General features: G+C 71.6%; 22 protein-coding genes and 1 pseudogene. 7 read left to right on the forward strand and 16 right to left on the reverse strand.

The features are described 5' to 3' along the window. Positions 1 to 104: 104 nt before the first annotated feature. Together AOQ53_RS13210 and AOQ53_RS13215 are read right to left on the reverse strand one after the other, a co-directional pair. Positions 105 to 992 carry an alpha/beta fold hydrolase gene (locus AOQ53_RS13210; RefSeq protein WP_059417229.1) on the reverse strand — a complete coding sequence of 296 codons (888 nt, stop codon included), beginning with the start codon at positions 990 to 992 and terminating at the stop codon, positions 105 to 107. A gap of 616 nt (positions 993 to 1,608) precedes the next feature. After that, entirely contained in the window at positions 1,609 to 2,301 is a 693-nt protein-coding gene (locus tag AOQ53_RS13215; protein WP_010035781.1) for a metal-dependent transcriptional regulator, read from the reverse strand. Positions 2,302 to 2,580: 279 nt separating this feature from the next. On the opposite strand from AOQ53_RS13215, the gene AOQ53_RS13220 reads away from it, so the two are divergent. Next, positions 2,581 to 3,336: an SIS domain-containing protein gene (locus AOQ53_RS13220; protein WP_059417230.1), complete on the forward strand. Its 756-nt coding sequence runs from the start codon at positions 2,581 to 2,583 to the stop codon at positions 3,334 to 3,336. 7 nt (positions 3,337 to 3,343) lie between these two features. Here the strand turns inward: AOQ53_RS13220 and AOQ53_RS13225 are convergent, their stop codons facing one another. Together AOQ53_RS13225 and AOQ53_RS13230 are read right to left on the reverse strand one after the other, a co-directional pair. Continuing rightward, positions 3,344 to 4,741 (reverse strand): PAS domain-containing protein, encoded by a 1,398-nt coding sequence (locus AOQ53_RS13225; protein WP_059417231.1) that lies wholly within the window; start codon positions 4,739 to 4,741, stop codon positions 3,344 to 3,346. A gap of 166 nt (positions 4,742 to 4,907) precedes the next feature. Then, positions 4,908 to 5,321, reverse strand: coding sequence for a RidA family protein (locus tag AOQ53_RS13230; RefSeq protein ID WP_059417232.1), 414 nt, complete (start codon positions 5,319 to 5,321; stop codon positions 4,908 to 4,910). A gap of 158 nt (positions 5,322 to 5,479) precedes the next feature. On the opposite strand from AOQ53_RS13230, the gene AOQ53_RS47365 reads away from it, so the two are divergent. Beyond that, positions 5,480 to 5,959, forward strand: a complete 480-nt coding sequence (locus AOQ53_RS47365; RefSeq protein ID WP_078945288.1) for an RRXRR domain-containing protein — start codon at positions 5,480 to 5,482, stop codon at positions 5,957 to 5,959. Between the two features lie 302 nt (positions 5,960 to 6,261). After that, positions 6,262 to 6,672: a diadenosine tetraphosphate hydrolase gene (locus tag AOQ53_RS13235; RefSeq protein ID WP_408055162.1), complete on the forward strand. Its 411-nt coding sequence runs from the start codon at positions 6,262 to 6,264 to the stop codon at positions 6,670 to 6,672. Between the two features lie 51 nt (positions 6,673 to 6,723). Here AOQ53_RS13235 and AOQ53_RS13240 read toward each other — a convergent pair whose 3' ends face one another. Continuing rightward, a complete protein-coding gene (locus AOQ53_RS13240; RefSeq protein ID WP_059417234.1) occupies positions 6,724 to 7,824 on the reverse strand; it encodes a citrate synthase 2 in 1,101 nt (366 codons plus the stop codon). 285 nt (positions 7,825 to 8,109) lie between these two features. Between AOQ53_RS13240 and pdxH the strand changes: the two genes are divergently transcribed. Next, positions 8,110 to 8,778, forward strand: a complete 669-nt coding sequence (pdxH, locus tag AOQ53_RS13245) for a pyridoxamine 5'-phosphate oxidase (protein WP_059417235.1) — start codon at positions 8,110 to 8,112, stop codon at positions 8,776 to 8,778. Here pdxH and AOQ53_RS13250 read toward each other — a convergent pair. From AOQ53_RS13250 to AOQ53_RS13265, 4 genes and pseudogenes are all read right to left on the reverse strand, one after another. Further along, positions 8,768 to 9,391 carry a TetR/AcrR family transcriptional regulator gene (locus AOQ53_RS13250; protein ID WP_059417236.1) on the reverse strand — a complete coding sequence of 208 codons (624 nt, stop codon included), beginning with the start codon at positions 9,389 to 9,391 and terminating at the stop codon, positions 8,768 to 8,770. The genes pdxH and AOQ53_RS13250 overlap by 11 nt on opposite strands. 4 nt (positions 9,392 to 9,395) lie before the next feature. Further along, positions 9,396 to 10,130 carry an enoyl-CoA hydratase family protein gene (locus AOQ53_RS13255; RefSeq protein ID WP_059417237.1) on the reverse strand — a complete coding sequence of 245 codons (735 nt, stop codon included), beginning with the start codon at positions 10,128 to 10,130 and terminating at the stop codon, positions 9,396 to 9,398. Then, positions 10,127 to 10,402: pseudogene (locus AOQ53_RS13260) on the reverse strand (AMP-binding enzyme); the annotation flags it as partial. The gene AOQ53_RS13255 and the pseudogene AOQ53_RS13260, both read right to left, overlap by 4 nt. A 342-nt stretch (positions 10,403 to 10,744) precedes the next feature. Beyond that, a complete protein-coding gene (locus AOQ53_RS13265; RefSeq protein ID WP_059417239.1) occupies positions 10,745 to 11,203 on the reverse strand; it encodes a TIGR03618 family F420-dependent PPOX class oxidoreductase in 459 nt (152 codons plus the stop codon). 107 nt (positions 11,204 to 11,310) lie between these two features. On the opposite strand from AOQ53_RS13265, the gene AOQ53_RS13270 reads away from it, so the two are divergent. Then, positions 11,311 to 11,976: a formylglycine-generating enzyme family protein gene (locus AOQ53_RS13270; protein ID WP_236711682.1), complete on the forward strand. Its 666-nt coding sequence runs from the start codon at positions 11,311 to 11,313 to the stop codon at positions 11,974 to 11,976. A 15-nt stretch (positions 11,977 to 11,991) separates the two neighbouring features. Here the strand turns inward: AOQ53_RS13270 and AOQ53_RS13275 are convergent, their stop codons facing one another. The 4 genes from AOQ53_RS13275 to AOQ53_RS13290 all read right to left on the reverse strand — a co-directional run bounded on the left by AOQ53_RS13275 (position 11,992) and on the right by AOQ53_RS13290 (position 18,070). Next, positions 11,992 to 12,954, reverse strand: coding sequence for an EamA family transporter (locus AOQ53_RS13275; RefSeq protein WP_059417240.1), 963 nt, complete (start codon positions 12,952 to 12,954; stop codon positions 11,992 to 11,994). 154 nt (positions 12,955 to 13,108) lie between these two features. Further along, positions 13,109 to 14,242 (reverse strand): lipid II:glycine glycyltransferase FemX, encoded by a 1,134-nt coding sequence (locus AOQ53_RS13280; protein WP_059417241.1) that lies wholly within the window; start codon positions 14,240 to 14,242, stop codon positions 13,109 to 13,111. A 62-nt stretch (positions 14,243 to 14,304) separates the two neighbouring features. Then, the gene (locus AOQ53_RS13285; RefSeq protein ID WP_059417242.1) at positions 14,305 to 15,087 is read right to left on the reverse strand and encodes a metallophosphoesterase family protein; all 783 of its coding nucleotides are present in this window, start codon (positions 15,085 to 15,087) and stop codon (positions 14,305 to 14,307) included. After that, the gene (locus tag AOQ53_RS13290) at positions 15,065 to 18,070 is read right to left on the reverse strand and encodes an FAD-binding and (Fe-S)-binding domain-containing protein (RefSeq protein WP_059417243.1); all 3,006 of its coding nucleotides are present in this window, start codon (positions 18,068 to 18,070) and stop codon (positions 15,065 to 15,067) included. Before AOQ53_RS13290 ends, AOQ53_RS13285 begins: the two co-directional genes overlap by 23 nt. A gap of 74 nt (positions 18,071 to 18,144) precedes the next feature. Between AOQ53_RS13290 and serC the strand changes: the two genes are divergently transcribed. After that, positions 18,145 to 19,263, forward strand: a complete 1,119-nt coding sequence (serC, locus tag AOQ53_RS13295) for a phosphoserine transaminase (protein ID WP_059417244.1) — start codon at positions 18,145 to 18,147, stop codon at positions 19,261 to 19,263. A gap of 58 nt (positions 19,264 to 19,321) precedes the next feature. Here serC and AOQ53_RS13300 read toward each other — a convergent pair whose 3' ends face one another. Beyond that, on the reverse strand, positions 19,322 to 20,191 hold the full coding sequence (locus AOQ53_RS13300) for an NAD(P)-dependent oxidoreductase (RefSeq protein ID WP_269085447.1): 870 nt from the start codon (positions 20,189 to 20,191) through the stop codon (positions 19,322 to 19,324). A 157-nt stretch (positions 20,192 to 20,348) separates the two neighbouring features. On the opposite strand from AOQ53_RS13300, the gene AOQ53_RS13305 reads away from it, so the two are divergent. Beyond that, positions 20,349 to 20,960 carry a TetR/AcrR family transcriptional regulator gene (locus tag AOQ53_RS13305; RefSeq protein WP_059417246.1) on the forward strand — a complete coding sequence of 204 codons (612 nt, stop codon included), beginning with the start codon at positions 20,349 to 20,351 and terminating at the stop codon, positions 20,958 to 20,960. Between the two features lie 71 nt (positions 20,961 to 21,031). On the opposite strand, the gene AOQ53_RS13310 is transcribed toward AOQ53_RS13305, so the two are convergent. Further along, a complete protein-coding gene (locus tag AOQ53_RS13310; protein ID WP_059417247.1) occupies positions 21,032 to 22,630 on the reverse strand; it encodes an alpha/beta hydrolase in 1,599 nt (532 codons plus the stop codon). A gap of 508 nt (positions 22,631 to 23,138) precedes the next feature. Further along, entirely contained in the window at positions 23,139 to 25,325 is a 2,187-nt protein-coding gene (locus AOQ53_RS13315) for a bifunctional polysaccharide deacetylase/glycosyltransferase family 2 protein (RefSeq protein WP_059417248.1), read from the reverse strand. Between the last annotated feature and the right edge of the window lie 96 nt (positions 25,326 to 25,421).

Genomic DNA, 25,421 nt, shown 5'->3' on the forward strand with positions numbered 1-25,421 from the left:
TACCCACCCGCACACCGACCTGACCAAGCACTACTAGTGCCCCGGCAGGCAACGTTCGCCCCGTCGCGGGGCAGGCGGGACTTTGCGGACACCCCCTAGGGACGTCAGTCGCCTCCGAGGGAGTCCAGGAACGGCTCGATCGCCGCGCGCCAGGCCTCCGGCTGGTCGTAGTGGACCAGGTGGCCGGCGTCGGCGACCTCCGCGTACTGGCCGCGGGGCAGGACGCGGACCATCTCCTGGGCCTCGGCCCTGCCCAGCTCGCCGTCGAGGCCGCGCACCACCAGGGCCGGGCACCGGACCTGGGCCAGCTCCTCCCAGTGCGCGTCGTACACCCACGTCTCGCGGGAGCGGAGCATCTGCTCCGGGTCGAAGACCGGGCGCCAGCCGTCGGGGGACTCGGCCATCACCTCGGCGTAGAACTCGCCGCGGGCCGGGTTGGGCCGCTCCACCCAGGGGTCGTCCTCGCCGAACCACTTGCGGACGTCGGCGAGCGTGGCGAAAGGCAGCGGCCAGGACTTGAACCACTGGTCCCACTCGCGCTGCGAGGCGACACCGAGCGCGGAGGCCCGCATGTCGCAGATGATCAGGCCCCGGACCAGATCGGGGCGCTTGGCGGCGAGCTGCCAGGCGGTCAGCGCGCCCATGGCGTGGCCGATGAGGACGACCGGGGCGAGGCCGAGCTGTTCGAGGGCGGCCTCGGCGTCGTCGACGTAGGCGTCACGCGTGAAGGAGCCCTGGGGGGGCTTGTCGCTGCGGCCGTGGCCGCGCTGGTCCAGGGCGACCGCCCGGTACCGGCCGGACAGCCAGCGGGCGGTGGACGCCCAGTGCGAGGCGCGGCCCATCAGGCCGTGGAGTAACAGCACGCCCGGGGAGCCGTCCGGTACGTCCCGCGCCGGATCGGATCCTGCCGGATCGGTCTTGGGCGGGTCGCCGAACTCCCAGGCCGCGAGGCGTACGCCTCCCCTCCCGGTCACGTCGATGCGTCGCGCCATGTCCTGGCACCCCCCAAGCTTCGCGCGGACCGTGCCCTCTCGGGCCGGTCGGTCCTGTGAACCGTGTTCTGCCTGTTGTGCCTGTCGCCGTTCCTTGTGGTTCCTGTCGGTGTGCACATCCCTGTAGCGCACATTCCGGTTCGTTCGTCACCGCAGGTTATCGAATAGCCATTCGATGAGGCCGTTCTCGCGGACAACACCCCTCGTTCGAGTGACCGCCCTCAAGGATTGATCGCCTGGACCGAGGGGAGATCTTCAACGGGAGGCGGACCGCTCGGGGAAACCGGTCCGAAGGGGATGACCCTGAGAGCTCGGGGCTCCGGGTCAGCACAGGGGAGGACAGGCCCCGGCGCCACACGGCGCCGGGGCTCTCCCCATCTGAACGGCACATCCTTCCGCCCCCTCCCCGGCCGGGTGACATCGCTGTCAGGCCACGGCCAAGAGCCCTCAGGTCATATGCCTTACGCGACAGCGTCGCACGGGAAACGGGCGAGCGCTGCCATTCGACGGACTGAATCCAGGATTCGACGGGATCACGCCAACACCACAACGGCCCCACGCACCACGCGAGTTGGCGACCACCCCGGGACCGGGTTCGCGGCCGGGCCCCCCGGGCTCAGGGCTTGGCGACGAACACGTGGGAGGCGACGTCCGACTCCAGCTCGGCCGCCTCGCCACCGCTGCCGACCAGCACACCGCCGGCCGACTCCGTCACGCTCACCACCGAGCCGGGCTGCACGCCCGCCCGCCGCAGCGTGTACATCAGCTGCGCATCCGTCTGGATCGGCTCGCCGATACGGCGCACCACGACCGTCTTGCCCTCCGCGCCCGGGTCGAGGCTGGCCAGCGACACCATGCCCTCGTCCAGGAACGGGTCGGCACCGTCCTTCTCGCCGAGCTCCTCCAGACCCGGGATCGGGTTGCCGTACGGCGACTCCGTCGGGTGCCGCAGCAGCTCCAGGACGCGACGCTCCACGGCCTCGCTCATCACGTGCTCCCAGCGGCACGCCTCGGCGTGGACCTGCTCCCACTCCAGACCGATCACGTCGACGAGCAGACACTCGGCGAGGCGGTGCTTGCGCATCACGCGCGTGGCGAGCCGGCGGCCCTCGTCGGTGAGCTCCAGGTGCCGGTCGCTGGCGACGGACACCAGGCCGTCGCGCTCCATCCGCGCCACGGTCTGGCTCACCGTCGGCCCGCTCTGGTCCAGCCGCTCGGCGATACGGGCGCGCATGGGGACCACACCCTCTTCCTCCAGCTCGAGGATGGTGCGGAGATACATCTCCGTGGTGTCGATCAGTCCGGACATACGTGCCCCTCGAATGAGATCTGCCGGAGGCTGGACGGCTCACCGGCGTGTGCGCTGGCCCTGCACCCAATTCTGCCGGATACCACCGACAACCGTGCCGCGGGAGGGAAAGCGGGGGTTACCCGGGCCCGCGGAGGGGTACAGCAGAGCCTTTCACAACCGTACGGAGCCCGCTCGCGGCCCTGCCGAGCATTTCCCGGCCGTATTGACACCGCGCTGGTCCAGACCGCACCGTGATGCGCGACACAAGCCGCCGAGGCCAGCCCGAAGGGACCCCGTATGAGCCACCGCGCGCCGGCCGGCCAGTTCCTCGACGCCGCGATCGGCCTGCTGCGGCGGGTCCGCGACGAGGAGGCCGACAGCATCGCGGCGGCCGGGACGCTCCTCGCCGACACCGTCGAGAACGGCGGCCGCCTCTTCGCCTTCGGCGCCGGGCACTCCTCCCTCGCCGCGCAGGACCTCGTCTACCGCGCCGGCGGTCTGGCCCTGATGAACCTGCTCGCCGTGCCGGGTGTCGTCGGCGTCGACGTCATGCCCGCACCGCTCGGCTCCGCCCTGGAACGCGTCGACGGCCTCGCGAGCGCCGTCCTGGACAACTCCCCGCTGCGCGAGGGCGACGCCCTGCTGATCATCTCCCTCTCGGGGCGCAACGCCCTTCCCGTGGAGATGGCCATGAGCGCGCGCGTCCTGGGAGTGAAGGTCATCGGCGTGACGTCGGTGGCGTACGCCTCGGAGACGAAGTCCCGGCACGCCTCGGGGACGTACCTCAAGGACCACTGCGATCTCGTCCTCGACTCGAAGATCGCGGTCGGCGACGCGGAACTCACCCTCGACAACGTGCCCGCCCCCTTCGCCCCCGCCTCCACGGTCGTCACCTCGGCCCTCCTCCAGGCCGTCATGGCGACGACGGCCGCCACCCTCGCCGACCGCGGCGTCGAGCCCCCGCTCCTGCGCTCCGGGAACGTCGACGGGGGCCACGACTGGAACGGGCGGGTGATGGAGCGGTACCGGGACCGGATCTTCTACCGGCACTGACAGTCGCTCACTCCTCGTCCGACAACCCCGCGAGATCCAGCGCCGCGGCGATCCGTACCGCCACGTCCTCCGCGTACATCGCGTCGGACCGCTCGAAGGCACTGCGCCCCGCGCCCCGCAGGAACGTCACGACACCCAGCGTCCGCCCCCGGCTGCGCAGCACCGCGCACAGGGCGTGCACGGCGTCCGGCGGCCACTGGCGGACCAGGGCCCACTCCCGGGCCTGCTCGGGCGAGGCGGCGCCCGCACTCGCCCGCAGCGCGCCGACCCGCTCCACGCACTGCAGGGCCGGATGCCCCTCGGCGTACCGCACGGGCAGCCCCGCGCGGTCGGCGAGCTTGCTCGGACCCGGCGCCCCGGAGGGCGTCGCGGCGACCCGCACCAGCCGTACCGGCCCCTCGGTCTCCGTGTCGGTGAGCGCGCCGCCGGCCACCCGGTCGATCAGCGCGTGGTCGGCGAAACCGGCCAGGGCGAAGTCCAGGTGGACGGTCGCGGCCTCCGCGGGGTCCTCGCACTCGGCGGCGGCCCGCGACGCCCGGTGCAGCTGCTGCGTACGGAACCGCAGCAGCGACGCCTCCTGCTCGGCCTGCTTGGCCTCCGTCACGTCCTGGAACAGCCAGCCCACGCCCAGCGGAACCGGCTCCTCCGCCAGCGGCGAGGCCAGCCGCAGGAAACCGCTGCGCCAGCAGCGCCGCCGCTCCCCCTCGGACGTACGCACCGTCACCCACACCTCGGCGGGCGCGGGCGGCGCGCCCTCCGCCAGCACATGCTGAAGCGCGCTCTCCAGCTCCTCCACGCCCTGCGCGAGCAGTTCCCCGAGCGGCCGCCCGAGCACGGACGTACGCCCCGTGCCCAGCGCCTTGGCCGCGTGCGCGTTCACCACGGCGGGCCGCAGGTCGACGTCCACCAGCACGACACCCCAGCTGGCGTCCTCGAACAGCGCCTCGCTCAACGCGATCGACCGCTCCAGATCGATCTGCGCGTGCACCTCGCTGAAGGCGCAGTACACACCCGCGGGCTTTCCGTCCGGACCCCGCACAGCCGCCGACTGCGTCCGTACGAGCACCCTCCCGCCGTCCTTCGTCAGCAGCGCGAACTCGTGCACCTGGCGGCCCGGCGCGTCCATGGCGGACAGCAGCCGCCCCTCGACCTCCTCGGCGTCCGCGCTGCGCACGGCCCAACCGGCAAGGCCCCGCCGCCCCACGGCCTCGTCCGCGCTCCATCCCAGGATCCGCTCGGCCTCGCGGTTCCAGTGCGTCACGACCCCGTCGGCGTCGAAGGCGCACAGCGCCGCGTCCATGCCGTCCAGCAGCGCGGCAAGGAGATCCGAACCATCCGAATTGTCCCGCTCGGGCTCGTCCGGCCCCAGCTCGTCGGTGGTCCCACTACGCCGGGAAGCACTCACCTGGACCCCCTGCAGGCTGCGTCCGCACGTACGGCACGCCGGTTCGCTACTTGCAATCATTCAACTGGAACGTGACCCAGCGCACACCGAGTTCCCGCAACATTGCAGGAATCGTTGTACGGCGGCGATCCCCACGTCAACGCCCGGAGAGCGGTCTGCCGCGGACTCAGTCGATCAACGACAAGGCCCCAGTACCACTCCCGCGCCGCGCGTACACCTCGATCTCGATCTTCATCCGCGGATCCGCGAGACCGCACACCAACATCGTCGCGGCCGGCCGCACCTCACCGAAGCACTTGCGCAGCACCGGCCAGCACGGTTCGAAGTCCTCCCGCTCCGGCAGCAGGTACCGCACCCGCACGACGTCCGCGAACGAACACCCCGCCTTCTCCAGCGCGGCCCCTATGTTCCGCAGACACTGCTCGGCCTGCTCCACGACGTCGTCGGAGATCGTCATGTCCGAGTAGTCGAACCCGGTCGTGCCCGACACATGCACCCAGTCCCCGTCCACCACGGCCCGGGCGTACCCGATCCGCTCCTCGAACACCGAGCCGCTGAGAATCGCCTGTCGCTGCGTCATGGGCGGAACGGTAGGTGGCCTTCGGTCATACGTCTAACGGCGTCATGGGCTCAGCGTCACGTCACACACCGAAAGGAGGTCACTCGCTCCCCGACCGAGAGGTCGCCGAGTGACCAGCCCCAGTCATCACGATCGGCAAGATCAGGGAGATGCACCCGATGACTACGTTTCCTGTGGGCGAGCAGACCCACCAGGCTGTGCTTCCTCAGCAGCCCGCTCTGGAATCCGTGGGAGCAGACACCCCTGGGAGCAGGGACGAAACGGCTCACGGACATCCCGCCGCCGGGCGGGACACCGGCAGGGAACATGGGCGAGGGGAGACCGGCGGGCGAGGCATCCCAGCCCGTCGGCGTCACGCCGAGAGCGCCGTTCCGGCGGCGCGGGCGGCAGACGGGAGTGGTGACGCTCGCGCATTGGACCAGAGCTGTCGGTCGCGTGCAGGCGGGGCGGGCGTGTGCAGGGTCTTCGTGCTGTCCAGGGACGGGAAGCCTCTCATGCCCTGTCATCCCGCCCGTGCTCGCGAACTGTTGGGCAAGGGACGGGCCGTGGTCGTCCGGCAGGTGCCCTTCGTGATCCGCCCGAGCAGTCGGCGGTGTCCTCTCGGAAAAACAGTTGAGCGGCCGAGAGCGGCTGCCTAGGGTAGCTACCACTTCAGAAGGGAGGTGGTTCGGCAGATGTATGCATACCGGACGGAAGAGGTGGCTGCGGGCTAGCAGCCCGACACCACACACAGTGCGGTGCCGGACCAGCACGTGAGCGAAACGTGCAGCCGGCCCAATCTCCAGCAGTCACCCGACCCGCGAGCCGCCGGTACGTCCGGCCGGCCCTCCTCTGGAGGACCAGGCTCGCGGGTCGTCTGCGTTTTCGGGGGGCGACGGTGGTGCGTGAGTGGCGCGACGATCGGATCGGCAGCGCTCTGCGAGGTGAGAATCCGGCCGTGATGCGGAGGCTGGACGCCGGGTTCGCGGTGATCGGCGATGTGCAGTTTCTGCCCGGCTACTCCGTGTTGCTGACCGATGATCCCTCGGTGGAGCGGCTGTCGGAACTGCCGCAGAGCAGGCGGCTGGCGTTCCTGCGGGACATGGAGCGGCTGGGGGAAGCCGTCGAGCGGGCCTGTCGGCGGGTGGAGTCGGGGTTTCGGCGGGTCAATCTGGAGATTCTCGGGAACGCCGACGCGTTCCTGCACGCGCATGTGTGGCCGCGTTACGACTGGGAGCCCGAGGATCTCGTGCGGCTGCCCGTGTGGCTGTATCCGCGGGAGATGTGGGGCGAGGAGCGGTACGCGCTCGGGGCGCGGCACGCACCGATGCGGGAGGCGATCGGTGAGGAGCTGGACCGGCTCACGGGGTGAGACGTGCGGACGGCCTCACCCGGAGCCGGGTGAGGCCGTGTGTGGGACGGATCAGCGGACGATGTCCTCGTAGCCCTCGATCTCGCGGGGGTCGCGGGAGCCGGGGCCGGTGTAGCGGGCCGAGGGGCGGACCAGGCGGCCCGTGCGCTTCTGTTCGAGGATGTGGGCGGACCAGCCGGCCGTGCGGGCGCAGGTGAACATGGACGTGAACATGTGGGCCGGGACCTCGGCGAAGTCCAGGACGATGGCTGCCCAGAACTCGACGTTGGTGGCCAGGACCCGGTCGGGGCGGCGGGCGTGGAGTTCCGCCAGGGCCGCCTTCTCCAGGGCCTCGGCGACCTCGAAGCGGGGGGCGCCCAGTTCGCGGGCCGTGCGGCGCAGCACCCTCGCCCTGGGGTCCTCGGCGCGGTAGACGCGGTGGCCGAAGCCCATGAGGCGTTCGCCCTTGTCGAGGGTTTGCTTGACGTAGGCCTCGGCGTCGCCCGTGCGCTCGATCTCCTCGATCATGTGCAGGACGCGGGAGGGGGCGCCGCCGTGCAGCGGGCCGGACATCGCGCCCACCGCGCCGGAGAGCGCGGCCGCGACGTCCGCGCCGGTCGACGCGATGACCCTCGCCGTGAACGTGGACGCGTTCATGCCGTGTTCCGCGGCGCTCGTCCAGTACGCGTCCACCGCCGCCACGTGCTTGGGGTCCGGCTCGCCGCGCCAGCGGATCATGAAGCGTTCGACGACGGAGTGGGCCTTGTCGATCTCGCGCTGCGGGACCATCGGCAGGCCTTGGCCGCGGGCCGACTGGGCGACGTAGGACAGGGCCATGACGGCCGCCCGGGCCAGGTCCTCGCGGGCCTGTTCGGCGTCGATGTCCAGGAGGGGTTTCAGGCCCCAGACGGGCGCGAGCATGGCCAGGGCCGACTGGACGTCGACGCGGATGTCGCCGGAGTGGACGGGGATGGGGAACGGCTCGGCGGGAGGCAGGCCCGGATTGAAGGCGCCGTCGACGAGCAGGCCCCAGACGTTGCCGAAGGAGACGTGCCCGACCAGATCCTCGATGTCGACGCCCCGGTACCGGAGTGCGCCGCCCTCCTTATCCGGTTCGGCGATCTCCGTCTCGAACGCGACGACTCCCTCGAGCCCGGGTACGAAGTCGGACATCAGGCGGCTCCTCGTGATGTAAGCGACAGATGGTGTGATGTGGGGTGGGACGAACGAACCATGTGTCAGTCAGCTTGCGAAGCGGGCGGCCGTCCGGTGGATCCACGGTCGTGCGCGGCGACTCGCGGTCCCGGCCGGTCTCCCCTGTGATGCCCCGTGCGGCTGACGGTCACCCAACCGGAACGGCACGGAAACGATATCCCCGAGTGCCACCGTTGGGGAGAGTTCACGGCACTCAGTGCCAGTCAGTGACGAAGGACACCGTCCGTACGGCAAGATGACCGGGTGACCGACCGCGACGCCGTCCCCTTCGACCTGGCCTCGATGCGCAAGCAGTACCGGGCCGAGGGCCTCTCCGAGACCGAGCTGGCCGCCACCCCCGTCGAGCAGTTCGCGCGCTGGTTCAAGCAGGCCGCGACGGACGGCGGGCTGTTCGAGCCGAACGCCATGGTCGTCTCGACGGCCGACGCCGAGGGGCGGCCCAGCGCCCGCACGGTGCTGCTGAAGCACTTCGACGAGCAGGGCTTCGTCTTCTACACGAACTACGACTCCCGCAAGGCACGTGACCTGGCGGAGAACCCGTACGTCTCGCTGCTGTTCCCCTGGCATCCGATGGCCCGGCAGGTCATCGTGACCGGGGTCGCGCGGCGTACCGGGCGGGACGAGACGGCGGCGTACTTCCGCACCCGGCCGCACGGCTCGCAGCTGGGTGCCTGGGCCAGCGCGCAGTCCTCGGTGATCGCCACCCGCGCGGACATCGACGGGGCGTACGCCGAGCTGGCGGCCCGCTATCCCGAGGGTGAGCAGGTGCCCGTGCCGCCGAACTGGGGCGGTTTCCGGGTGGCCCCGCAGACGGTGGAGTTCTGGCAGGGCCGCGAGAACCGGCTGCACGACCGGTTGCGGTACGTGGAGCGGGCCGACGGGAGCTGGCGGGTGGAGCGGCTCAGTCCCTGACCCTGCCGAGCGCCTGCTCCAGCAGCCCCGCCCACTGCTCGACCACCCGCTCCCGGCGCGCCGCGTCGTCGGTGAGGAGGTTGGCCAGGCCCAGGCCCCGGGCCATGTCGAGGAGGCCCTGGACGGTTTCGCGGACGCCGGGGACGGATTCGTCGACGGCCAGGAGGTCGACGGCTATGCGGTGGGTCTCGCGGCCCACGCGGGATTCGAGTTCGGTGACGCGGGGGCGGAGCTGGTCCTCGTTGGAGGCGGCCACCCAGAGGTGGAGGGCCGCGCGGAACAGCGGTCCCGTGTAGAGGTCGACCAGGGCCGCGACGACCGCGTGGCGGTCTCCGGCCGCGCCCTCCGGGAAGAGGGCGCGCAGGGCCGTGGAGCGTTCCTCGGCGACGTACTCGACGGCCGCCGTGAAGAGGTCCTCGCGGGTCGGGAAGTGGTGCTGGGCGGCGCCGCGGGAGACGCCGGCGCGTTCGGCCACGACGGAGACGGTGGAACCGGCCCAGCCGTGTTCGGCGAGGCAGGCCACGGCGGCTTCCAGGAGCCGCTGCCGGGTGGCCCGGCTGCGGTCCTGCTTGGGGACTCGCTCCGCGCGGTCGACCGTGCTCACACCGCCCATGTCCTCACACCACCCATGCCGGATCCCGTCGTTCGAGCAAGGCCGTCATCCCCTCGCGGGCCTGCGGGGAGGAGAACAGCCGGGCCGAGAGCGCGGTCAGGCCGGCCGCGTCCCGGTCGAAGGCTTCCAGCACCCTAGCCGTGAGCAGCCGTTTCGTCTCGGTCAGGGCGTCGGGGGCTGACTTGCGCAGGCCGTCCAGGATGGGAGCCAGTGCGGTGTCGACGTCGTCGGCGTGAGTGGTGAGCAGGCCCGTACGGGCTGCCTCCGCCGCGTCGAACCGTTCGCCGGTGAGGTAGTAGCGGGCCAGCGCGCGCGGGTCGGTGCGCGGAAGCAGCGGCAGGGAGATGACGGCGGGGGCGACGCCGATGCGGACCTCCGTGAAGGCGAAGGTCGCCTCGGTGGAGGCGACGGCGATGTCGCAGGCGGCCAGCAGGCCGAGGCCGCCCGCGCGGACGTGGCCGGTGACCCGGGCGACGACCGGCTTGGGCAGTTCGACGATCTGCCGCACCAGACCGACCAGGGCTTCCGGGGGCGGGGGGTCGCGGAGGTCGGCGCCCGAGCTGAAGGTGTTGCCGGTGTGGGTGAGGGCGACCGCGCGGACGCCGGTGTCCTGGCCGGCGTCCGTGAGCGCGTCGGCCAGTTCACCGACGAGGGCCGCCGACAGGGCGTTGCGGTTGTGGGGTGAGTCGAGGGTGAGGGTCTCGACGGCACGCGCGAGTGCCCGGCTGACCAGGGTCATGCGCGCTCCCTGAGCTGTCGGCGCCGGATCTTGCCGGGGGCCGCCCGGGGGACGCCGTCGATGAAGGTGACGTGCCGGATCCGCTTGTAGGGGGCCACGCGCTCGGCGACGTACATCATGATCTCCGCCTCGGAGAGGTCGGTGCGGGCCGGCTGGCGGACGACGTACGCGTGCGGGATCTCGTTGCCGTCGTCGTCGCACGTGCCGATGACGGCGGCGTCGGCGATGCCCGGGTGGGTGAGCAGCGGCGCCTCCAGCCCGGCGGGGGCCAGGGCGGCGTCGTGGATGGGCAGTTCGACGAGCGGGACGTCTGCGTACTCGCTGCGGAACATGGTTCCTCCTCGCGCACGGGCCGTCTCAGTACGATGAGCAACTGGAACCCGGGCGGACAGCCGCCGTACGACCCGCACGGCGGGCAGCCGTACCCGCCGCCCCCGCCGGGGCCCTACCCGCCGCCTCCGCCCGGCCCTACCCGCCGCCTCCGCCCGGCCCTACTCGCCCTCGCCCGGCCCCTTCACACGGCTGCGGCGGCTGCGGCGGCTGCGGGCGCATTACGGGATCACGGCGCGGGGGGTATCGGTGTGCTAGTGCCCCGGCACTAGGTCTGTTCGGGCCTAGCCGTCGATGTCGAGCGCCGTCCCGTACAACCGGTCCACGTACAACCGGACGACCACCCGCCGTTCGGCCACCTGCTGCTCCAGGAACGCGTCATCGTCCTCCGGCCTCGCCCCCTTCGGGATGATCCCGAGCAGCTCCCGACCGACCTCGTCGCCGGGAACCGTCGTAACCTCGGAAACCTCCGCCTCGCCCTCCGCGACGGCGAACGACCACACGTCACCGCCCTGCACATGCAGCGCCGCGCGCGGATTGTGCCGCAGCTGCCTGACCTTGACGCGGCCGGCCGTCGTCGAGAAGCGCACGATCCGGGCGTCGGGGTCCCAGCTGTAGACCATGGTGGTCAGATGGGGCCGACCGTTGCGCTTGACGGTGGCGAGAGTGCCGAACTGCTGCTTGCCGAGAAGGCCGGAGAGGGCTTCGTCGGACAGCGGGCGGGGTGCGGGACCTTGAGTCACGATCAGGTCAACTTCGCCTCCCCGCGAGGAAATTTCGCGGTCGGCGTCCGAGCGCCAGCAGCACTCGGACCGAGGCATAGGGTGGCTCGGCAGGGGGTGGCGTGAACATGGAGAACGCGATGGTGGCCGTCCCGTCAGGGCGGGTGACGCTGTCGGACCGGCGGACGCAGCGGAGTTGGGCCGTCGAGGTCGCCGCCTTCCGCATGTCGGCGTTCCCGGTCACTCAGGCCTGGTACGCCCAGGTCACCGGTGCGCGGCCGAGTGCGGCTCGCGGTGACCGGCTGCCCGTCGAGAGGGTGTCGTGGTGGGACGCGGTGCGGTTCTGCAACGCGCTGTCCCGGGCGGAAGGGCTGACGCCCGTGTATCGCCTGTGCGGTGAGTCCGAGTCGGTCGACCGGGACGTCTCCGGTGACGGGTACCGGCTGCCGAGCGAGGCCGAGTGGGAGCACGCCTGCCGGGCCGGCAGCGGTGGGCCGCGGTACGGGGGGCTCGATGAGATCGCCTGGTATCGCGGCAACTCCGAGGAGCGGATCCATCCCGTGGGCGGCAGGCAGCCCAACGCGTGGGGCCTCTACGACATGCTGGGCAACGTCTGGGAGTGGTGCTGGGACGTCTACGACGCCGAGGTCTACGGCACCTACCGGGTGCTGCGGGGCGGCGGCTGGGCCGACGAGCACTGGAGTTGCCGTGCTTCGGTCCGGCGCCGTAGTCATCCGACGTTCCGGATCGACGACGTGGGATTTCGTGTGGCGCGGGCATACCAGCCGCGGTGAACGCGTCCCGTCGCCCTAGCCCTCCAGCCCCGTACCCTCCAGCGCCGCCGTCTTCCGGCGGCCGCGGCCGACCTGGGTCCGTACCGCTCCCATGCTCGCCGCGATGACGAGGGCGATCGCGGCGGCCTGCATGGCGATGAGGGCCTGGCCGAGGAGGAGGAAGCCGGCCGTCGCAGCGATGGCCGGTTCCAGGCTCATCAGGATCGCGAAGGCGGAGGCGGGCAGGCGGCGCAGGGCGAGCAGTTCGAGGGTGTAGGGCAGGACCGAGGAGAGCAGGGCCACCGCCGCGCCCAGGCCCAGCGTCACCGGGTCGACCAGCTTCGTGCCCGACTCGGCGATGCCGAGGGGCAGGAACAGCACCGCCCCCACCGCCATCGCCAGCGCCAGGCCGTCCGCCTGCGGGAAGCGGCGGCCCGTACGGGCGCTGAAGATGATGTAGGCCGCCCACATGGCGCCGGCACCCAGGGCGAAGGCCACTCCTGTGGGGTCGAGGCCGCTGAAGCCGCCCCCGCCGAGGAGGAAGACGCCGGCGAGGGCGAGTGCCGCCCAGACGACGTTGATCGCGCGGCGGGACGCCAGGACCGAGAGGGCGAGTGGGCCGAGGACCTCCAGGGTGACCGCGGGGCCCAGCGGGATACGGGCGACGGCCTGGTAGAAGAGGCCGTTCATGGCGGCCATGGTGATGCCGAAGACGACGACCGTGCCCCAGTCGGTGCGCGAGTGTCCGCGCAGCCGCGGGCGGCAGACCAGCAGCAGGACGACCGCCGCCACGAGCAGCCGCAGCGCCACCACCCCGAGGGCGCCCGCCCTCGGCATCAGCATCACGGCCAGCGCGCCGCCGAACTGCACGGAGATCCCGCCCGCGAGCACCAGGCCCACCGGCCCGAGGGAGCCCAGCCGGCCCGGCCCGGCGGCCGGTGCGGCGGCAGCGGCGGTTGTCGCGGGCTGGGGCGTGGTGACGCTGTCAGGGGTGGTCACGGGGCGGTCCTGTGCTCGGCTCGGCTGCGCACTCGGGCTGCGTACGTGCACCGTCTTGCACGTTCGCGTACATCCCGATGCACTGTCCAGTCCAGAGTAATGGACTCGGTCAGGCGCGTAAACCGCTTATGCCACTGTCTCGGAATGCGGGCTCTCAGCGGCGGGCGAGGTACAGGTTCAGCGCCTTGTACAGCAGCCGGTTGAGCGGGAAGTCCCACTCGCCGAGGTACTCGACGGCCTCGCCGCCGGTGCCCACCTTGAACCGGAGCAGACCCAGCAGGTGGCTGGACTCGTCCAGCGTGTCGGTGATGCCGCGCAGGTCGTAGACGGCGGCGCCCAGTTCATGGGCGTCCGTCATCATGCGCCACTGCACGGCGCTGCTCGGCTGGACCTCGCGCCGCCGGCTGGTGGAGGCGCCGTAGGAGTACCAGACGTGGTCGCCGACGGTCAGCATCGTCGCGGCGGCCAGCACCTCTCCGTCGTGGTACGCGAGGTAGAGCCGCATCCGGTCCGGGTGCTCGGCCGTGAGCGCGCTCCACATGCGCTGGAAGTAGGGCAGCGGGCGGGGGATGAAGCGGTCCCGCTCGGCGGTCTCGGAGTACAGCTCGTGGAAGGCCGGCAGATCCTCGTAACCACCGCGCACGACCTTCACGCCGGCCTTGTCCGCCTTGGTGATGTTGCGCCGCCACTGCTGGTTCAGGCCGCCGCGGATGTCGTCCAGCGACCGTCCGGCGAACGGCACCTGGAAGACGTACCGGGGCTGTCCTGCGGCGAAGCCCTCCTCGCCGCCGGGTTCGGTCTGCCGCCAGCCCATGCGGCGCAGGGTGTTCGCGACCTGGTGGGCACGCGGTTCGAACGACGTCGCCCGCACGTCGCGCAGCCGCCGGGCGGCCGGGTCCGCGATCGCCGCCTTGACCGCCTCGGCGCTCCAGCGGCGCACCACGACCGGCGGGCCCATCCGCACAGCGAAGGCGCCCCGTAGCCGGAGGTGGGCGACCATCGGCTCCAGCAGACGTTCGAGGCCGGGCTCGTGCCAGTCGATGAGCGGGCCCTCGGGCAGGTACGCCAGGTACCGGGGCAGCCCGGGCAGCTTCGGCCCGGGCAGCGGGCGCAGCAGCACCAGTCCGGCTCCGACGAGCTGCCCGGCCTCGAACCAGCCGAGGCTCTCCGCCCGCCAGTCGGGCTTCACCTCACCCCAGGACGGGATCTGCGTGTGACTGGCGGAAGGGCGGGCCGCGACGAACGCGAGATGCTCGTCACGGGTGATCGGCTGGACGCGGACGCTCATGCGCGGGCTCCTTCGAGTGGCTGGTGCCGCGAGCCTAGGAGCGGCTCCGCCCCTCCCCCGGCTCAGACACTCGGTTTGCGGCCGTCCCGTGGCCCGAACGCCTCAAGCGCGTCCACATCGCTCGCGCGGGCGTTGAGGTAGTAGTCGGCCCAGGCTGCGGTGTCCGGATACGCGCACTCGGCGATCAGCCGCGCGGTCGCCGTGGGGATGTCGTACGGCGTGACGCGGAGATCGGTGCCCGGGCCCAGCAGGCACCAGTGCGCGCCGGGGCGGCCGTACGGCATGCCGACGCTGCCCGGGTTGACCACCAGGCGGCCGTGGGCCAGACGGGCGTAGGGCATGTGGGTGTGACCGCACACCACCGTGCGGATGTCGTCGTCCAGGCCGGTGAACACCTCCGTCCAGCGGGCCGGGCGGGAGTCGACCAGGACGATCTCCTCGTCGTCGCGGGGTGTGGCGTGGCAGAAGAGGACCTTGCCGTGGCCGGGGACGGTGAGGGTCAAGGACGTGGGCAGGGAGCCGAGGAAATCGACCTGGTCGGCAGTCAGTCGGTGTGCCGCGTACGGGGTGATCGCGACGGGGAAACGGTCCTGCTCGCCCCTGGCGATCTCGACCAGCTCGCGGTCGGCGTTCCCCGCGACCCACAGCACACGGTCGCCCTGCGCCCGCAGCAGCTCGATGGCCTCCCCCGGTTGCGGGCCGGCCGCGATGTCGCCGGTGAGCACGATGTGCTCGGCGGCGGCGACGTCCGGCTCGGCGAGCACGGCCTCCAGGGCGGGGAGGACGCCGTGGATGTCGGACAGTACGGCCACTCGCCCCGCTTCAGCGCTCGACCCCCGGGTCATTGCCTGCTCCTTCCTCCAGTGCCGCCGCCAGCACCTCCGCCAGGTGCCTCCCCCGCACGCCCGCCAGCTGCTCCAGCTGCGTGCGGCAGGAGAAGCCGTCCGCCAGGACCACCGTGCCGTCCGGGACGTCCCGCACCGACGGCAGGAGCTGTTCCTCCGCGCACGCGGTGGACACCTCGTAGTGGCCCTTCTCGAAGCCGAAGTTTCCCGCGAGACCGCAGCAGCCGCCGCTCAGTTCGCCGGAGAGCAGAGCGGCTTGACGCAACCGGCGGTCGGCGGCGTCGCCCAGCACCGCGTGCTGGTGGCAGTGGGTCTGGCCGGCCACCGGGCGGTCCACGCGCGGCGGTGCCCAGTCGGGGGCGTGGCGTTCGAGCGTCTCCGCGAAGGTGAGGACCTTGGCGGCGAGGCGGGCCGCGCGCGGGTCGTCGTGCAGCAGCTCGGGGACGTCCGTGCGGAGCGCCGCGGCGCAGCTCGGCTCCAGGACCACGACCGGGGCGTCGGTCTCCAGCACCGGTTCCATCAGGTCGAGCGTGCGGCGCATGACCGCTCGGGCGCGGTCCAGCTGCCCCGTCGACACGTACGTCAGTCCGCAGCAGACACGGCCACGGCCCCGCAGCAGGGACAGCGGGTCGAGCGCGACCGTCCTGCCGTCGCCCACCGGCGGTTTCGCCAGATGCACGGTCGGCGGAAGCGCCACGCGCAACCCGGCCGCCTCCAGCACGCGGACGGCGGCCTGCCCGACGGACGGCGAGAGGTACTCGGTGAAGGTGTCGGGCCACAACACGACGAGATCGCCGCGCCCGGCGGCGGAGCCATCCCCGGCGGACGCGTCGGGCCTGCCGGACCCACCACCGCCGGCAAGCGGGCCGGACTCGGCGCCCGGGCCGGACTCGACAGCCGAGTCACCCCCGACGGCAGCCCTCTCCCCCCGCCGCCGCTCCCACCACCGGCTGAACGTCCGTGTCGCCAGCCGCGGGATCTCCCGCTCCGGGGCGATGCCGCCCAGCCGTTTCGCCGCCCAGGCGAAGGGGCGCATCCGGGCGAGGATGTTGACCAGCGGTGCCGTGCGCGTACGGGTCACGGCCCGGAGCCACACCGGCAGCCGGCCCATCGCGTAGTGCGCGGCCGGGCGGCGTCGGCCGGCGTAGTGGTGGTGGAGGAACTCCGCCTTGTACGTGGCCATGTCGACCTCCACCGGGCAGTCCGACCGGCAGCCCTTGCAGGACAGGCACAGGTCCAGCGCGTCCCGCACCTCCGTGGAACGCCAGCCGTCGGTCACCACCTCACCCGCGAGCATCTCGTGCAGCAGCCGGGCACGCCCGCGCGTGGAGTGCTCCTCCGCGCCGGTCGCCCGGAAGGACGGGCACATGACGGAGGAGCCGGACACTGATGTCGTACGGCACTTGGCGACGCCCACGCAGCGCCGCACCGCCGCCGAGAAGTCACCGCCGTCCAAGGGGTAGCCGAAGGCGACGTCGACGGGCTCACGGGGCAGGACGGAGAAGCGCAGGCCGGCGTCCAGGGGCGCGGGGCGGACCAGCATGCCGGGATTGAGGAGGTCGTCGGGGTCCCACACCCCTTTCACCCGCTCGAACAGACCCACCATCTCCCGCCCGTACATCTTCGGCAGCAGCTCGGCCCGCGCCTGCCCGTCCCCGTGCTCCCCGGACAGCGAACCGCCGTGCGCCACCACCAGCTCCGCGAGCTCCTCCGAGAAGCGCCGGAAACGGGCGATGCCGGGCTCCGTCAGCAGGTCGAAGTCGATACGGACGTGAATGCAGCCGTCCCCGAAGTGCCCGTACGGCGTGCCGCGCAGCCCGTGCGCGCCGAGCAGCGCGCGGAAGTCCCGCAGATACGCCCCGAGCCGGGCGGGCGGCACCGCGCAGTCCTCCCACCCGGGCCACGCCTCCCTCCCGTCCGGCATCCGGGTCGCCGTACCGCTCGCGTCCTCCCGGATCCGCCACAGCGCGCGCTGCCCCGCCGGGTCGGTGACCACCAGGGCGTCCACGACATCGGCCGCCCGCACGATCGCCTCGGCACGCGCGCGTGCCTCCCCGTCCGACTCCCCGCCGGTCTCCACGAACAGCCAGGCGCTGCCCCGCGGCAGCGCGGCCGCGGACGGCACCAGGTCCGCCGCCATGCCCTCCACCGTCAGCGGGCCGAAGGGCAGCAGCCCGGCCGCCGCCTGGGCCGCCGCGCTCTCGTCGGCGTAGCCCAGCACGGCCAGCGCACGCGCGCGTGGTGCTTCGACCAGTCGTACGACCGCCTCCGTCAGCACGCCCAGCGTGCCCTCCGAACCGCAGAACGAGCGGGCCACGTCGGCGCCCCGCTCGGGCAGCAGGGCGTCCAGCGCGTACCCGGAGATGCGGCGGGGCAGCTCCGGGAAGCCCGTGCGCAACCGGGCCAGTTCGCCGTCCACGAGCTCCCGCAGGCCGTCCGGCGCGCCGGCCCAGCCCTGCCCGAGCCGCAGCCGCCGCCCGAACGCGGTGACCACGTCCAGCTCGCGCACGCTGTCCGCGGTCGTCCCCCACGCCACGGAGTGCGAGCCGCAGGAGTTGTTGCCGATCATGCCGCCGAGCGTGCACCGGCTGTGCGTGGACGGATCCGGCCCGAACCGCAGCCCGTGCGGAGCCGCCGCCTCCTGGAGCCGGTCGAGCACCAGCCCCGGCTGCACGACGGCCGTACGCGCCTCGGGCTCCAGAGCGACCAGCCGGTTCATGTGCCGGGTGAAGTCCAGCACGACACCGGTGCCGGTGGCCTGCCCGGCGATGGACGTGCCCGCGCCGCGGGCGACGACGGGTACGCCGTGCTCCCGGCAGACGGCCAGCACGGCGGCCACGTCGTCGGCGTCCACGGGCGCGACGACCCCACGAGGGACCCTGCGGTAGTTGGACGCGTCCATGGTGACCAGCGCCCGGGAGGTGACATCGAACCCGACCTCGCCCCGGACGGCCGCCCGCAACTCCGTCTCAAGTTTGGACATGCCTCCACTCAACACCGTCTCACCCGACGGACGACGTTTCGCCCGTGTTTCTGTGAACGGCTACGCTCCCCTTCGTGGCTGAGATCCGGATTCCCTCTGACATCAAGCCCGCGGACGGTCGTTTCGGCGCGGGTCCCTCCAAGGTGCGGACGGAGGCGCTGGACGCCCTCGCCGCCAGTGGTACCTCCCTCATGGGCACCTCCCACCGCCAGGCCCCCGTCAAGAACCTGGTCGGCAAGGTGCGCGAGGGCATCCGCGAGCTGTTCCAGCTCCCCGACGGTTACGAGGTGGTCCTCGGCAACGGTGGCTCCACCGCGTTCTGGGACATCGCGACGCACGGTCTGATCGAGAACAAGTCGCAGCACCTCAGCTTCGGCGAGTTCTCCTCCAAGTTCGCCAAGGCCGCGGGGCTCGCGCCCTGGCTGGCCGAGCCGGACGTCATCTCCAGCGACCCGGGCACGCACCCCGAGCCGGTCGCCGAGGCGGGTGTCGACGTCTACGCGTTCACCCACAACGAGACCTCGACCGGTGTCGCCATGCCGATCAAGCGCGTGGCCGGTGCCGACGAGGGCGCCCTGGTCCTGGTGGACGCCACCTCCGGCGCCGGCGGCCTCCCGGTCGACATCGCCGAGACGGACGTCTACTACTTCGCCCCGCAGAAGTCCTTCGCCTCCGACGGCGGCCTGTGGATCGGCGTGTTCTCCCCGGCCGCGATCGAGCGCGCGGAGCGCGTCCACGCGTCCGGCCGGCACGTCCCCGAGTTCTTCTCGCTGCCGACGGCGATCGACAACTCCCGCAAGAACCAGACGTACAACACCCCGGCCCTCGCCACCCTGTTCCTCCTCAACGAGCAGCTGGAGTGGATCAACGGCCAGGGCGGCCTGGACTGGTCGGTCCGCCGCACCGCCACGTCCGCGCGGACGCTGTACGGCTGGGCCGAGGACGTCAAGTTCGCGAACCCGTTCGTCACCGACCCGGCCAAGCGCTCCCAGGTCATCGGCACGATCGACTTCACGGACGAGGTCGACGCCGCCGCCGTCGCCAAGGTCCTGCGCGCCAACGGCATCGTCGACACCGAGCCCTACCGCAAGCTCGGCCGCAACCAGCTGCGCGTCGCGATGTTCCCGGCGATCGACCCGGCGGACGTCGAGGCCCTCACGAAGTGCGTCGACTACGTGATCGAGAAGCTCTGACCTCTCTCGCGTACGTGACCGAGGGCGCCCCGCCTGTGCGGGGCGCCCTCGCTCGTACTCAGGCAGCCGTTCCCCTCCCGAACACCTCGAACAGCCGGGTCAGGCTGTCCTCCGCGTAGCCTTCCGCCGACGCGCGCCGGAACGCGCCCAGCACCGCGGCGGGCAGGGCGGGGTCCACGCCCGCGTCCCGCGCCGTGTGCACGACGTGCTCCATGCTCGCCACGGCCATCGAGATCCGCTCGACGTCGCCCGAGTGCCGCCCCGCCTCGATCCGCGGCGTGTAGAAGTCGAGGAACTGGCCCATCCCGCCCAGCGTCTGCGCCGCGTACGGCGTGATCTCCGAGGCGCTGATGCCGTTCGCGTCCGCCAGCGCCAGTGTGTGCAGCCAGGCGGTCAGGGCGGTCCAGAAGAGGTCCATCTGGAGCTGGTAGTAGAGCGCGGCCAGGCCCGGGTCCTCCCCGCGGTAGTCGGTGCCCGTGATGACCTTCAGAACGTCCTCGTACCGCTCGAAGAGGTCCCGCGGGCCGCTGTAGAAGGTGTCGAAATCCGGCGAGCCGATGCCGGACGGCGGTGTCTGGACTCCGCCGGTGAGGTGACGCGCCCCGTGCTTGACCGCCCAGGCCGCTCCCTCGCGGGCCCTCTCCGGGGTGTCCGAGCTGAGGTTGACCAGGACGCGGCCCGCCAGGGCCGGTGCGGCGGGCTCCAGGATGGCGTACATCGCGGCGTAGTCGGTGAGGCTGAGCACCACCACCTCGCCTGCCGCCAGCGCCTCCTCGACGGTGGTGGCGCGCACCGCGCCCCTGGCCACCAGCTCGTCGGCGCGGCTCGCGGTGCGGTTCCAGACGGTGACGTCGTAGCCGGCGTCCAGGTAGGCACCGGCCATCGCGCGACCCATGGGGCCGAGACCGATGACGGTGACGGACGACACGCCGGACGAGGGCTGCACAGCAGAGGAATTCACAGAGGACGGACTCACAGAAATCTCCCCGAGGATCACTGAAACGATGACTAGAACGAACGCTCTATCCAGAGAGGAACCTAGCACGACGACTAGAGCGATCGCTCTAGCTCGGTAGAGTGGTGGCGTGAAGACCAAGGCCCCGCACGACCTCGAGACCGCCGGCACCCGCGAGCGGATCGTCCGTACGGCCTCACGCCTGATGCAGCGCCAGGGCTACGAGGGCACCGGCATCAAGCAGATCTCCCGCGAGGCCGGGGCGACGCTCGGCTCGGTCTACCACTTCTTCCCCGGCGGCAAGCAGGAGCTCGGCACGGCCGCGGTGCGGCTCGGCGACGAGGAGTTCACCGAGCTGTTGCGCGAGTCGCTCGACGCGGAGCCGGACCCGGCGAAGGCCCTCGTCGCGCTCACCGCCTCACTCGCCCAGGGGCTGCGCGAATCCGACTGGCTCGACGGCTGCCCGGTCACCTCGACCGTCGTCGGCACGGCGGTCGGCGCCCCCGGCATTCACCAGGCGGCGGCCGAGGCGTTCGCCCGCTGGCGGGCCGTGGTCGCCGAGAAGCTGGTCGCCGCGGGGTTCGCCGAAGCGGACGCGGAGGATCTGGCCCACACGGTGATCGCCACGCTGGAGGGAGCCGAACTGGCGTCCCAGGTCGCCCGCAGCGAGACCCCGCTGGAGGCGGCGGGACGGCATCTGGCGCGTTTGGTCGCCTCGTACGGAGGCAGCGTCCGCACGTGACCACGCAAGGGGCGCCCGGCATGTACCGGGCGCCCCTCATGTCACGTCAGACGATGCTCACGCAGGCACGCTCAGACCACGGACCCCAGGATCCCGCGCAGGGTGTCGCCGACCGCCGCGACGGCCGACTGGGGTGTGCTCGGCGTCTTCTGCGCCGAAGCCTGCGGCTTCGGGTCGGGCAGCTTCTTGCAGACCGCGTCGGCCACGCCGCTGCCGTGCGGCACCTTGCCGCTGGTGAGGTACGTCGCCAGGTGCTTGTCGAGGCAGGCGTTGCCGCTCAGCGTGATGCCGTGGTTGCCGCCGCCCTGCTCCACGACCAGGCTGGAGCCGCGCAGCAGCCGGTGCATGGTGACACCGCCCTGGTACGGGGTGGCCGCGTCGTCCGTCGCCTGGAACAGCAGCGCCGGCGGGAGCTTGGTGTTGGAGACGTTCACCGGCTTCAGCGACTTCGTCGGCCAGAACGCGCACGGCGCGTTGTACCAGGCGTTGTTCCAGGCCATGAACGGCGCCTTCTCGTACACCGCCCAGTTGTCCTTGCGCCACTGCTTCCAGTCGCGCGGCCAGGACGCGTCACGGCACTGCACCGCGGCGTAGACGCTGTAGCCGTTGTCGCCGGAGGCGTCGATGGCGGCGATGTTGTCGTACGCCTTGACCAGCGCAGCGGTGTCGTGCTTGTTGACGTACGCCGCGAACGTCTGGGCGAGGGTGGGCCAGTAGGCGTTGTTGTAGCCGCCGGGTATGAAGATGTCCTCCAGTTCGGAGGCGCCCGCCTTGCCGCCCGCCGGCTTCTTGGCCAGGGCCGCCCGCATGGCGTACCACTTGGCCTCGATCTTCGCCGGGTCGGTGCCGAGCTTGTACGTGGAGTTGTACTTCGCGATCCACGCCATCAGCGCCTTGTGGCGCTTGTCGAAGGCGTAGTCCTGCTTGATGTTGGCGTCGTACCAGACCCCGGTCGGGTCGACGATCGAGTCCAGCACCAGGCGCCGCACCCGCTCGGGGTACAGCTTGGAGTAGACCGCGCCGAGGTAGGTGCCGTACGAGTAGCCGAAGTAGTTGATCTTCTTGGCGCCGAGGGCCTTGCGGATCGAGTCCATGTCCTTCACGGCGCTGACCGTGTTGATGTACGGCAGGACGTCGGCGTACTTCCTGCCGCAGGCCTGGGCGAAGGACTTGGCGCGGTCGAGGTTGGCCTTCTCGATCGCCGGGGTGCTCGGTACGGAGTCGGGTCGCACGGGGTCGAAGTGGCCCGGCTTGCAGTCCAGGGCGGGCTGGCTCTTGCCCACGCCGCGCGGGTCGAAGCCGACGACGTCGTACTGGGCGGCGACCTCCTTGGGCAGGGAGGACGCGACGAAACCGGCCAGCGTCAGGCCACTGCCACCGGGGCCGCCGGGGTTGACCAGCAGCGGGCCCTGGTACTTCTTCGCGGTGTGCGGCACGCGGGACAGCGCCAGCGTGATCTGCTTCCCCTGCGGCTTCGCGTAGTCGAGCGGCACCTTCACCGACGCGCACTGGAGCGTCGGGTAGTCCTCCGTGCCGCACTTCTTCCAAGCGACCTTCGCGGCCTGGGCGGTGTTCGCGGAGGGCGACGCGCTGGCGTTGGCGGGGACGGCGGTGAGTGTCCCGGCCAGTACGACAGTCGCGCCGCACAGGACGGCTGCGCTTCTTCTCATGGAGTTCTCTCAAAACGGTGAGGGGGGTCAGGAACGTGTGTCACACGGTCCGTGCCGCATCGTTTCGGAAGAGCACGCCATGCCAGTACGTAATCGACAAAGATTTGACCAAATCGAGTCATCCCCTGCGCCCAAATCCTCTGAAAGGAAGGGTAGTTGGACTATCCCGTCCCTAGCAGGCCATGAGCCCGAGAGGGGGGCCGCATGAGGCCTGCGGTCCGGTCCTGCCCTCCCTCCGCCGCCTCGCCGGCGCACCGGGTCTCCGTCTTGGTGTTCTGGGGCCCTGACAGGACAGTCCAGACGATCCCTTGGAGCCCCTGCCGCTCAGTGCGGGACGTGTAGCACGAGGAACTTTGGCCATCGCGAAGCTGACGGCCCCTCGGCCGGGCACGTGCGATTCACCGAGGAGGCTCGAACAGGTGGAAGTGGAACAGGGTCACGTCAGAACGCGTCAGGGGCCTCGATGAACGGGATGAGCCATTCCGCGCAGGGCTCGCGGCAGGGGAGTTCACGTCCGGCGGGTGGAGGGCTGGGGAGGCAGCATCACGTCTCCACTGCGTTTGAGTCGCTGCCAGGGAAGTCGGTAGCCGTTGATCGCGGTCAGGCAGGCCTGGGTGAGGACCAGATACATCACCTGGCGGTAGACGACCTGCTGAAGAGGAAGCGCCCACAGGTGCCGGAGCCTCTCGCCGTCGAGATGGAAGGCGTACACGGCGCAGACGGCCTGCACCGCCAGCACACCGCTCCAGGCCAGCACGGTGGTGCGCGGGTTCCCGAACACCAGGCCGTAGAGGGCCAGTAGGTCGATCAGCGGGGCGAGCAGGGGGGTGAAGATCTGGAAGACGGCCAGCAAGGGCAGACCGAGGCGGCCGAAGTGGCCGGCATGGCCACGCTCGAGCAGCGCGTGACGGTGCTTCCACGTGGCCTGCATCGTGCCGTAGCTCCATCGGTAGCGCTGGCGCCACAGTTCCCGCAACGAGGACGGTGCCTCGGTCCAGGCGAGTGCGTCCGGCGCGTAGCGGACCTCCCACCCGGCCCGGTGCAGGGCCATGGTGATGTCGGTGTCCTCGGCGAGGGTGTCCGCACTCATCATTCCGGCGTCCCGCAGGGCCTCGGCGCGGAATGCCCCCACAGCACCGGGGACGGTGGGCAGACAGCGCAGCAGGTCGTACATGCGGCGGTCGAGGTTGAAGCCCATGACGTACTCGATGTGCTGCCACCGGCCGAGCAGCCGCCGGCGGTTGCCGACCTTGGCGTTGCCTGCGACGGCGCCGACGCGGGGGTCGGCGAACGGCTGGACGAGGCGGCCGACGGTCGAGGGGGCGAAGACGGTGTCGGCGTCCAGCATGACGACCAGGTCGTGGGAGGCCCGCAGGAGGCCGGTGTTGAGGGCGGAGGGTTTGCCGCCGTTGGGCCGGCGGATGACGGTGACGTTCGCGAGGGCGAGTGACTGCGCGATGCCGGCGGTGCCGTCGCGGGACCCGTCGTCCACGACGATGATCTCGACGGGGTGGTCGCTCGCAGCGAGGGAGCGGAGCGTCTTGGCGATGCACAGCTCCTCGTTGCAGGCGGGTATCACGACGCTGACGGGCTGGGTGACGGGCCCGCGTCGGCCGCTGTGGGAGCGCCGTTGACGGCGGGCGTGGTGACGGGCCAGGACGAGCAGGAGCACACATCGTGCGAGGACGAGCGAACCGACCACCAGCAGCAGCACGCCGACGGCCGACACCGCTGCCCCCGACACCGCCACAGCGGCCACGAAGATGCGGCCACTCCACCGGTCCGCCGTATCGACGGGGCTGGTGAAACTGTCGGTGCCGACGAGATCGGCGAGAGTGGTGAAGCGATAGCCCTGTGCCTTCAGCCGGGGGATCAGGGTCTTGAGGGCTTCGACGGTCTGTGATCTGTCCCCTCCCGCGTCGTGCAGGAGGAGGACCGCACCCCTGCCCGGCGCGCTCGGTGTGGCAGCATCGGCGATCGCCCGGGCGCCCGGCCGACGCCAGTCGTTGGTGTCCTGGTCGATGAACGCCAGGACGTAGCCCTTCTCGCCCAGGCGCTGGGCCACGGACCACGCCCTGGCGTCGAGGGCGGAAGGGGTCGAGGAGTAGGGCATCCGCATCAGTGACGTGTTGATGCCTGCGGCCCCTGCGAGGGCGAGTTGGGTCAGCGCCAGCTCACGGTCGACGGCGCTCGCGGACTGGGTGGTCAGGTCCCGGTGGGAGAAGGTGTGCACGCCGATCTCGTGTCCGGAGCGGACCACACTGCGCAGAACTCCCGGGTGCCGGCTGGTCTGTTGCCCGGTGACGAAGAAGGTGCCGGGCGTGCGGTGGTGGTCGAGAACGGACCGTATGCGGGGCGTCCAGGTGGGGTCGGGGCCGTCGTCGAAGGTCAGGACGACGGTCTTGTCCGGTGTGCGATACGTCCGCAGGTGATCGTGGGTGGTGTCGACGATCGGGCCGCCGTCGGCGATCCTGCGGGGGACGCCGGTGGCCGGTCGTCCGCCGCGCCCTTCCTGGTCGCCGGCGAAGCCCCTGGTGGTGTACCCCTCGACCAGGAGCACCGAGGCGACGAAAGCCAGCAGGACGAGGGGAACGAGGATGCGGAAGCGGTGCCGGGGCGACAGGGGTGCTCGCGTCCGCCGCGGGCCGGGCGACCTCGGTGAGCGGCCGGGTGACCGGTCAGGGCGCCGCCGCATCAGGGGGCCTCGGCCACCGATGGGTCGGGGGGCGGGGGTTCGGCCACGGCACCGGGCGGTGCCGAGGGGATGGCCGCCGGCCCTGTGGGCTGAGGG

The sequence above is a fragment of the Streptomyces azureus genome (assembly GCF_001270025.1).
GTDB classification, from domain to species: Bacteria; Actinomycetota; Actinomycetes; order Streptomycetales; family Streptomycetaceae; genus Streptomyces; species Streptomyces azureus.

Coding starts and splice junctions, on each gene's coding strand:
- AOQ53_RS13270 (WP_236711682.1), top strand. CDS start 11,311: ATGGAGAACGCGATGGTGGCCGTCCCGTCAGGGCGGGTGACGCTGTCG.
- AOQ53_RS13255 (WP_059417237.1), bottom strand. CDS start 10,130: ATGACCCTGGTCAGCCGGGCACTCGCGCGTGCCGTCGAGACCCTCACC.
- AOQ53_RS13280 (WP_059417241.1), bottom strand. CDS start 14,242: ATGAGCGTCCGCGTCCAGCCGATCACCCGTGACGAGCATCTCGCGTTC.
- AOQ53_RS13310 (WP_059417247.1), bottom strand. CDS start 22,630: ATGAGAAGAAGCGCAGCCGTCCTGTGCGGCGCGACTGTCGTACTGGCC.
- AOQ53_RS13290 (WP_059417243.1), bottom strand. CDS start 18,070: ATGTCCAAACTTGAGACGGAGTTGCGGGCGGCCGTCCGGGGCGAGGTC.
- AOQ53_RS47365 (WP_078945288.1), top strand. CDS start 5,480: ATGACTACGTTTCCTGTGGGCGAGCAGACCCACCAGGCTGTGCTTCCT.
- AOQ53_RS13210 (WP_059417229.1), bottom strand. CDS start 992: ATGGCGCGACGCATCGACGTGACCGGGAGGGGAGGCGTACGCCTCGCG.
- AOQ53_RS13315 (WP_059417248.1), bottom strand. CDS start 25,325: ATGCGGCGGCGCCCTGACCGGTCACCCGGCCGCTCACCGAGGTCGCCC.
- AOQ53_RS13250 (WP_059417236.1), bottom strand. CDS start 9,391: ATGGGCGGTGTGAGCACGGTCGACCGCGCGGAGCGAGTCCCCAAGCAG.
- AOQ53_RS13235 (WP_408055162.1), top strand. CDS start 6,262: ATGCGGAGGCTGGACGCCGGGTTCGCGGTGATCGGCGATGTGCAGTTT.
- AOQ53_RS13230 (WP_059417232.1), bottom strand. CDS start 5,321: ATGACGCAGCGACAGGCGATTCTCAGCGGCTCGGTGTTCGAGGAGCGG.
- AOQ53_RS13220 (WP_059417230.1), top strand. CDS start 2,581: ATGAGCCACCGCGCGCCGGCCGGCCAGTTCCTCGACGCCGCGATCGGC.
- AOQ53_RS13215 (WP_010035781.1), bottom strand. CDS start 2,301: ATGTCCGGACTGATCGACACCACGGAGATGTATCTCCGCACCATCCTC.
- AOQ53_RS13285 (WP_059417242.1), bottom strand. CDS start 15,087: ATGACCCGGGGGTCGAGCGCTGAAGCGGGGCGAGTGGCCGTACTGTCC.
- AOQ53_RS13240 (WP_059417234.1), bottom strand. CDS start 7,824: ATGTCCGACTTCGTACCCGGGCTCGAGGGAGTCGTCGCGTTCGAGACG.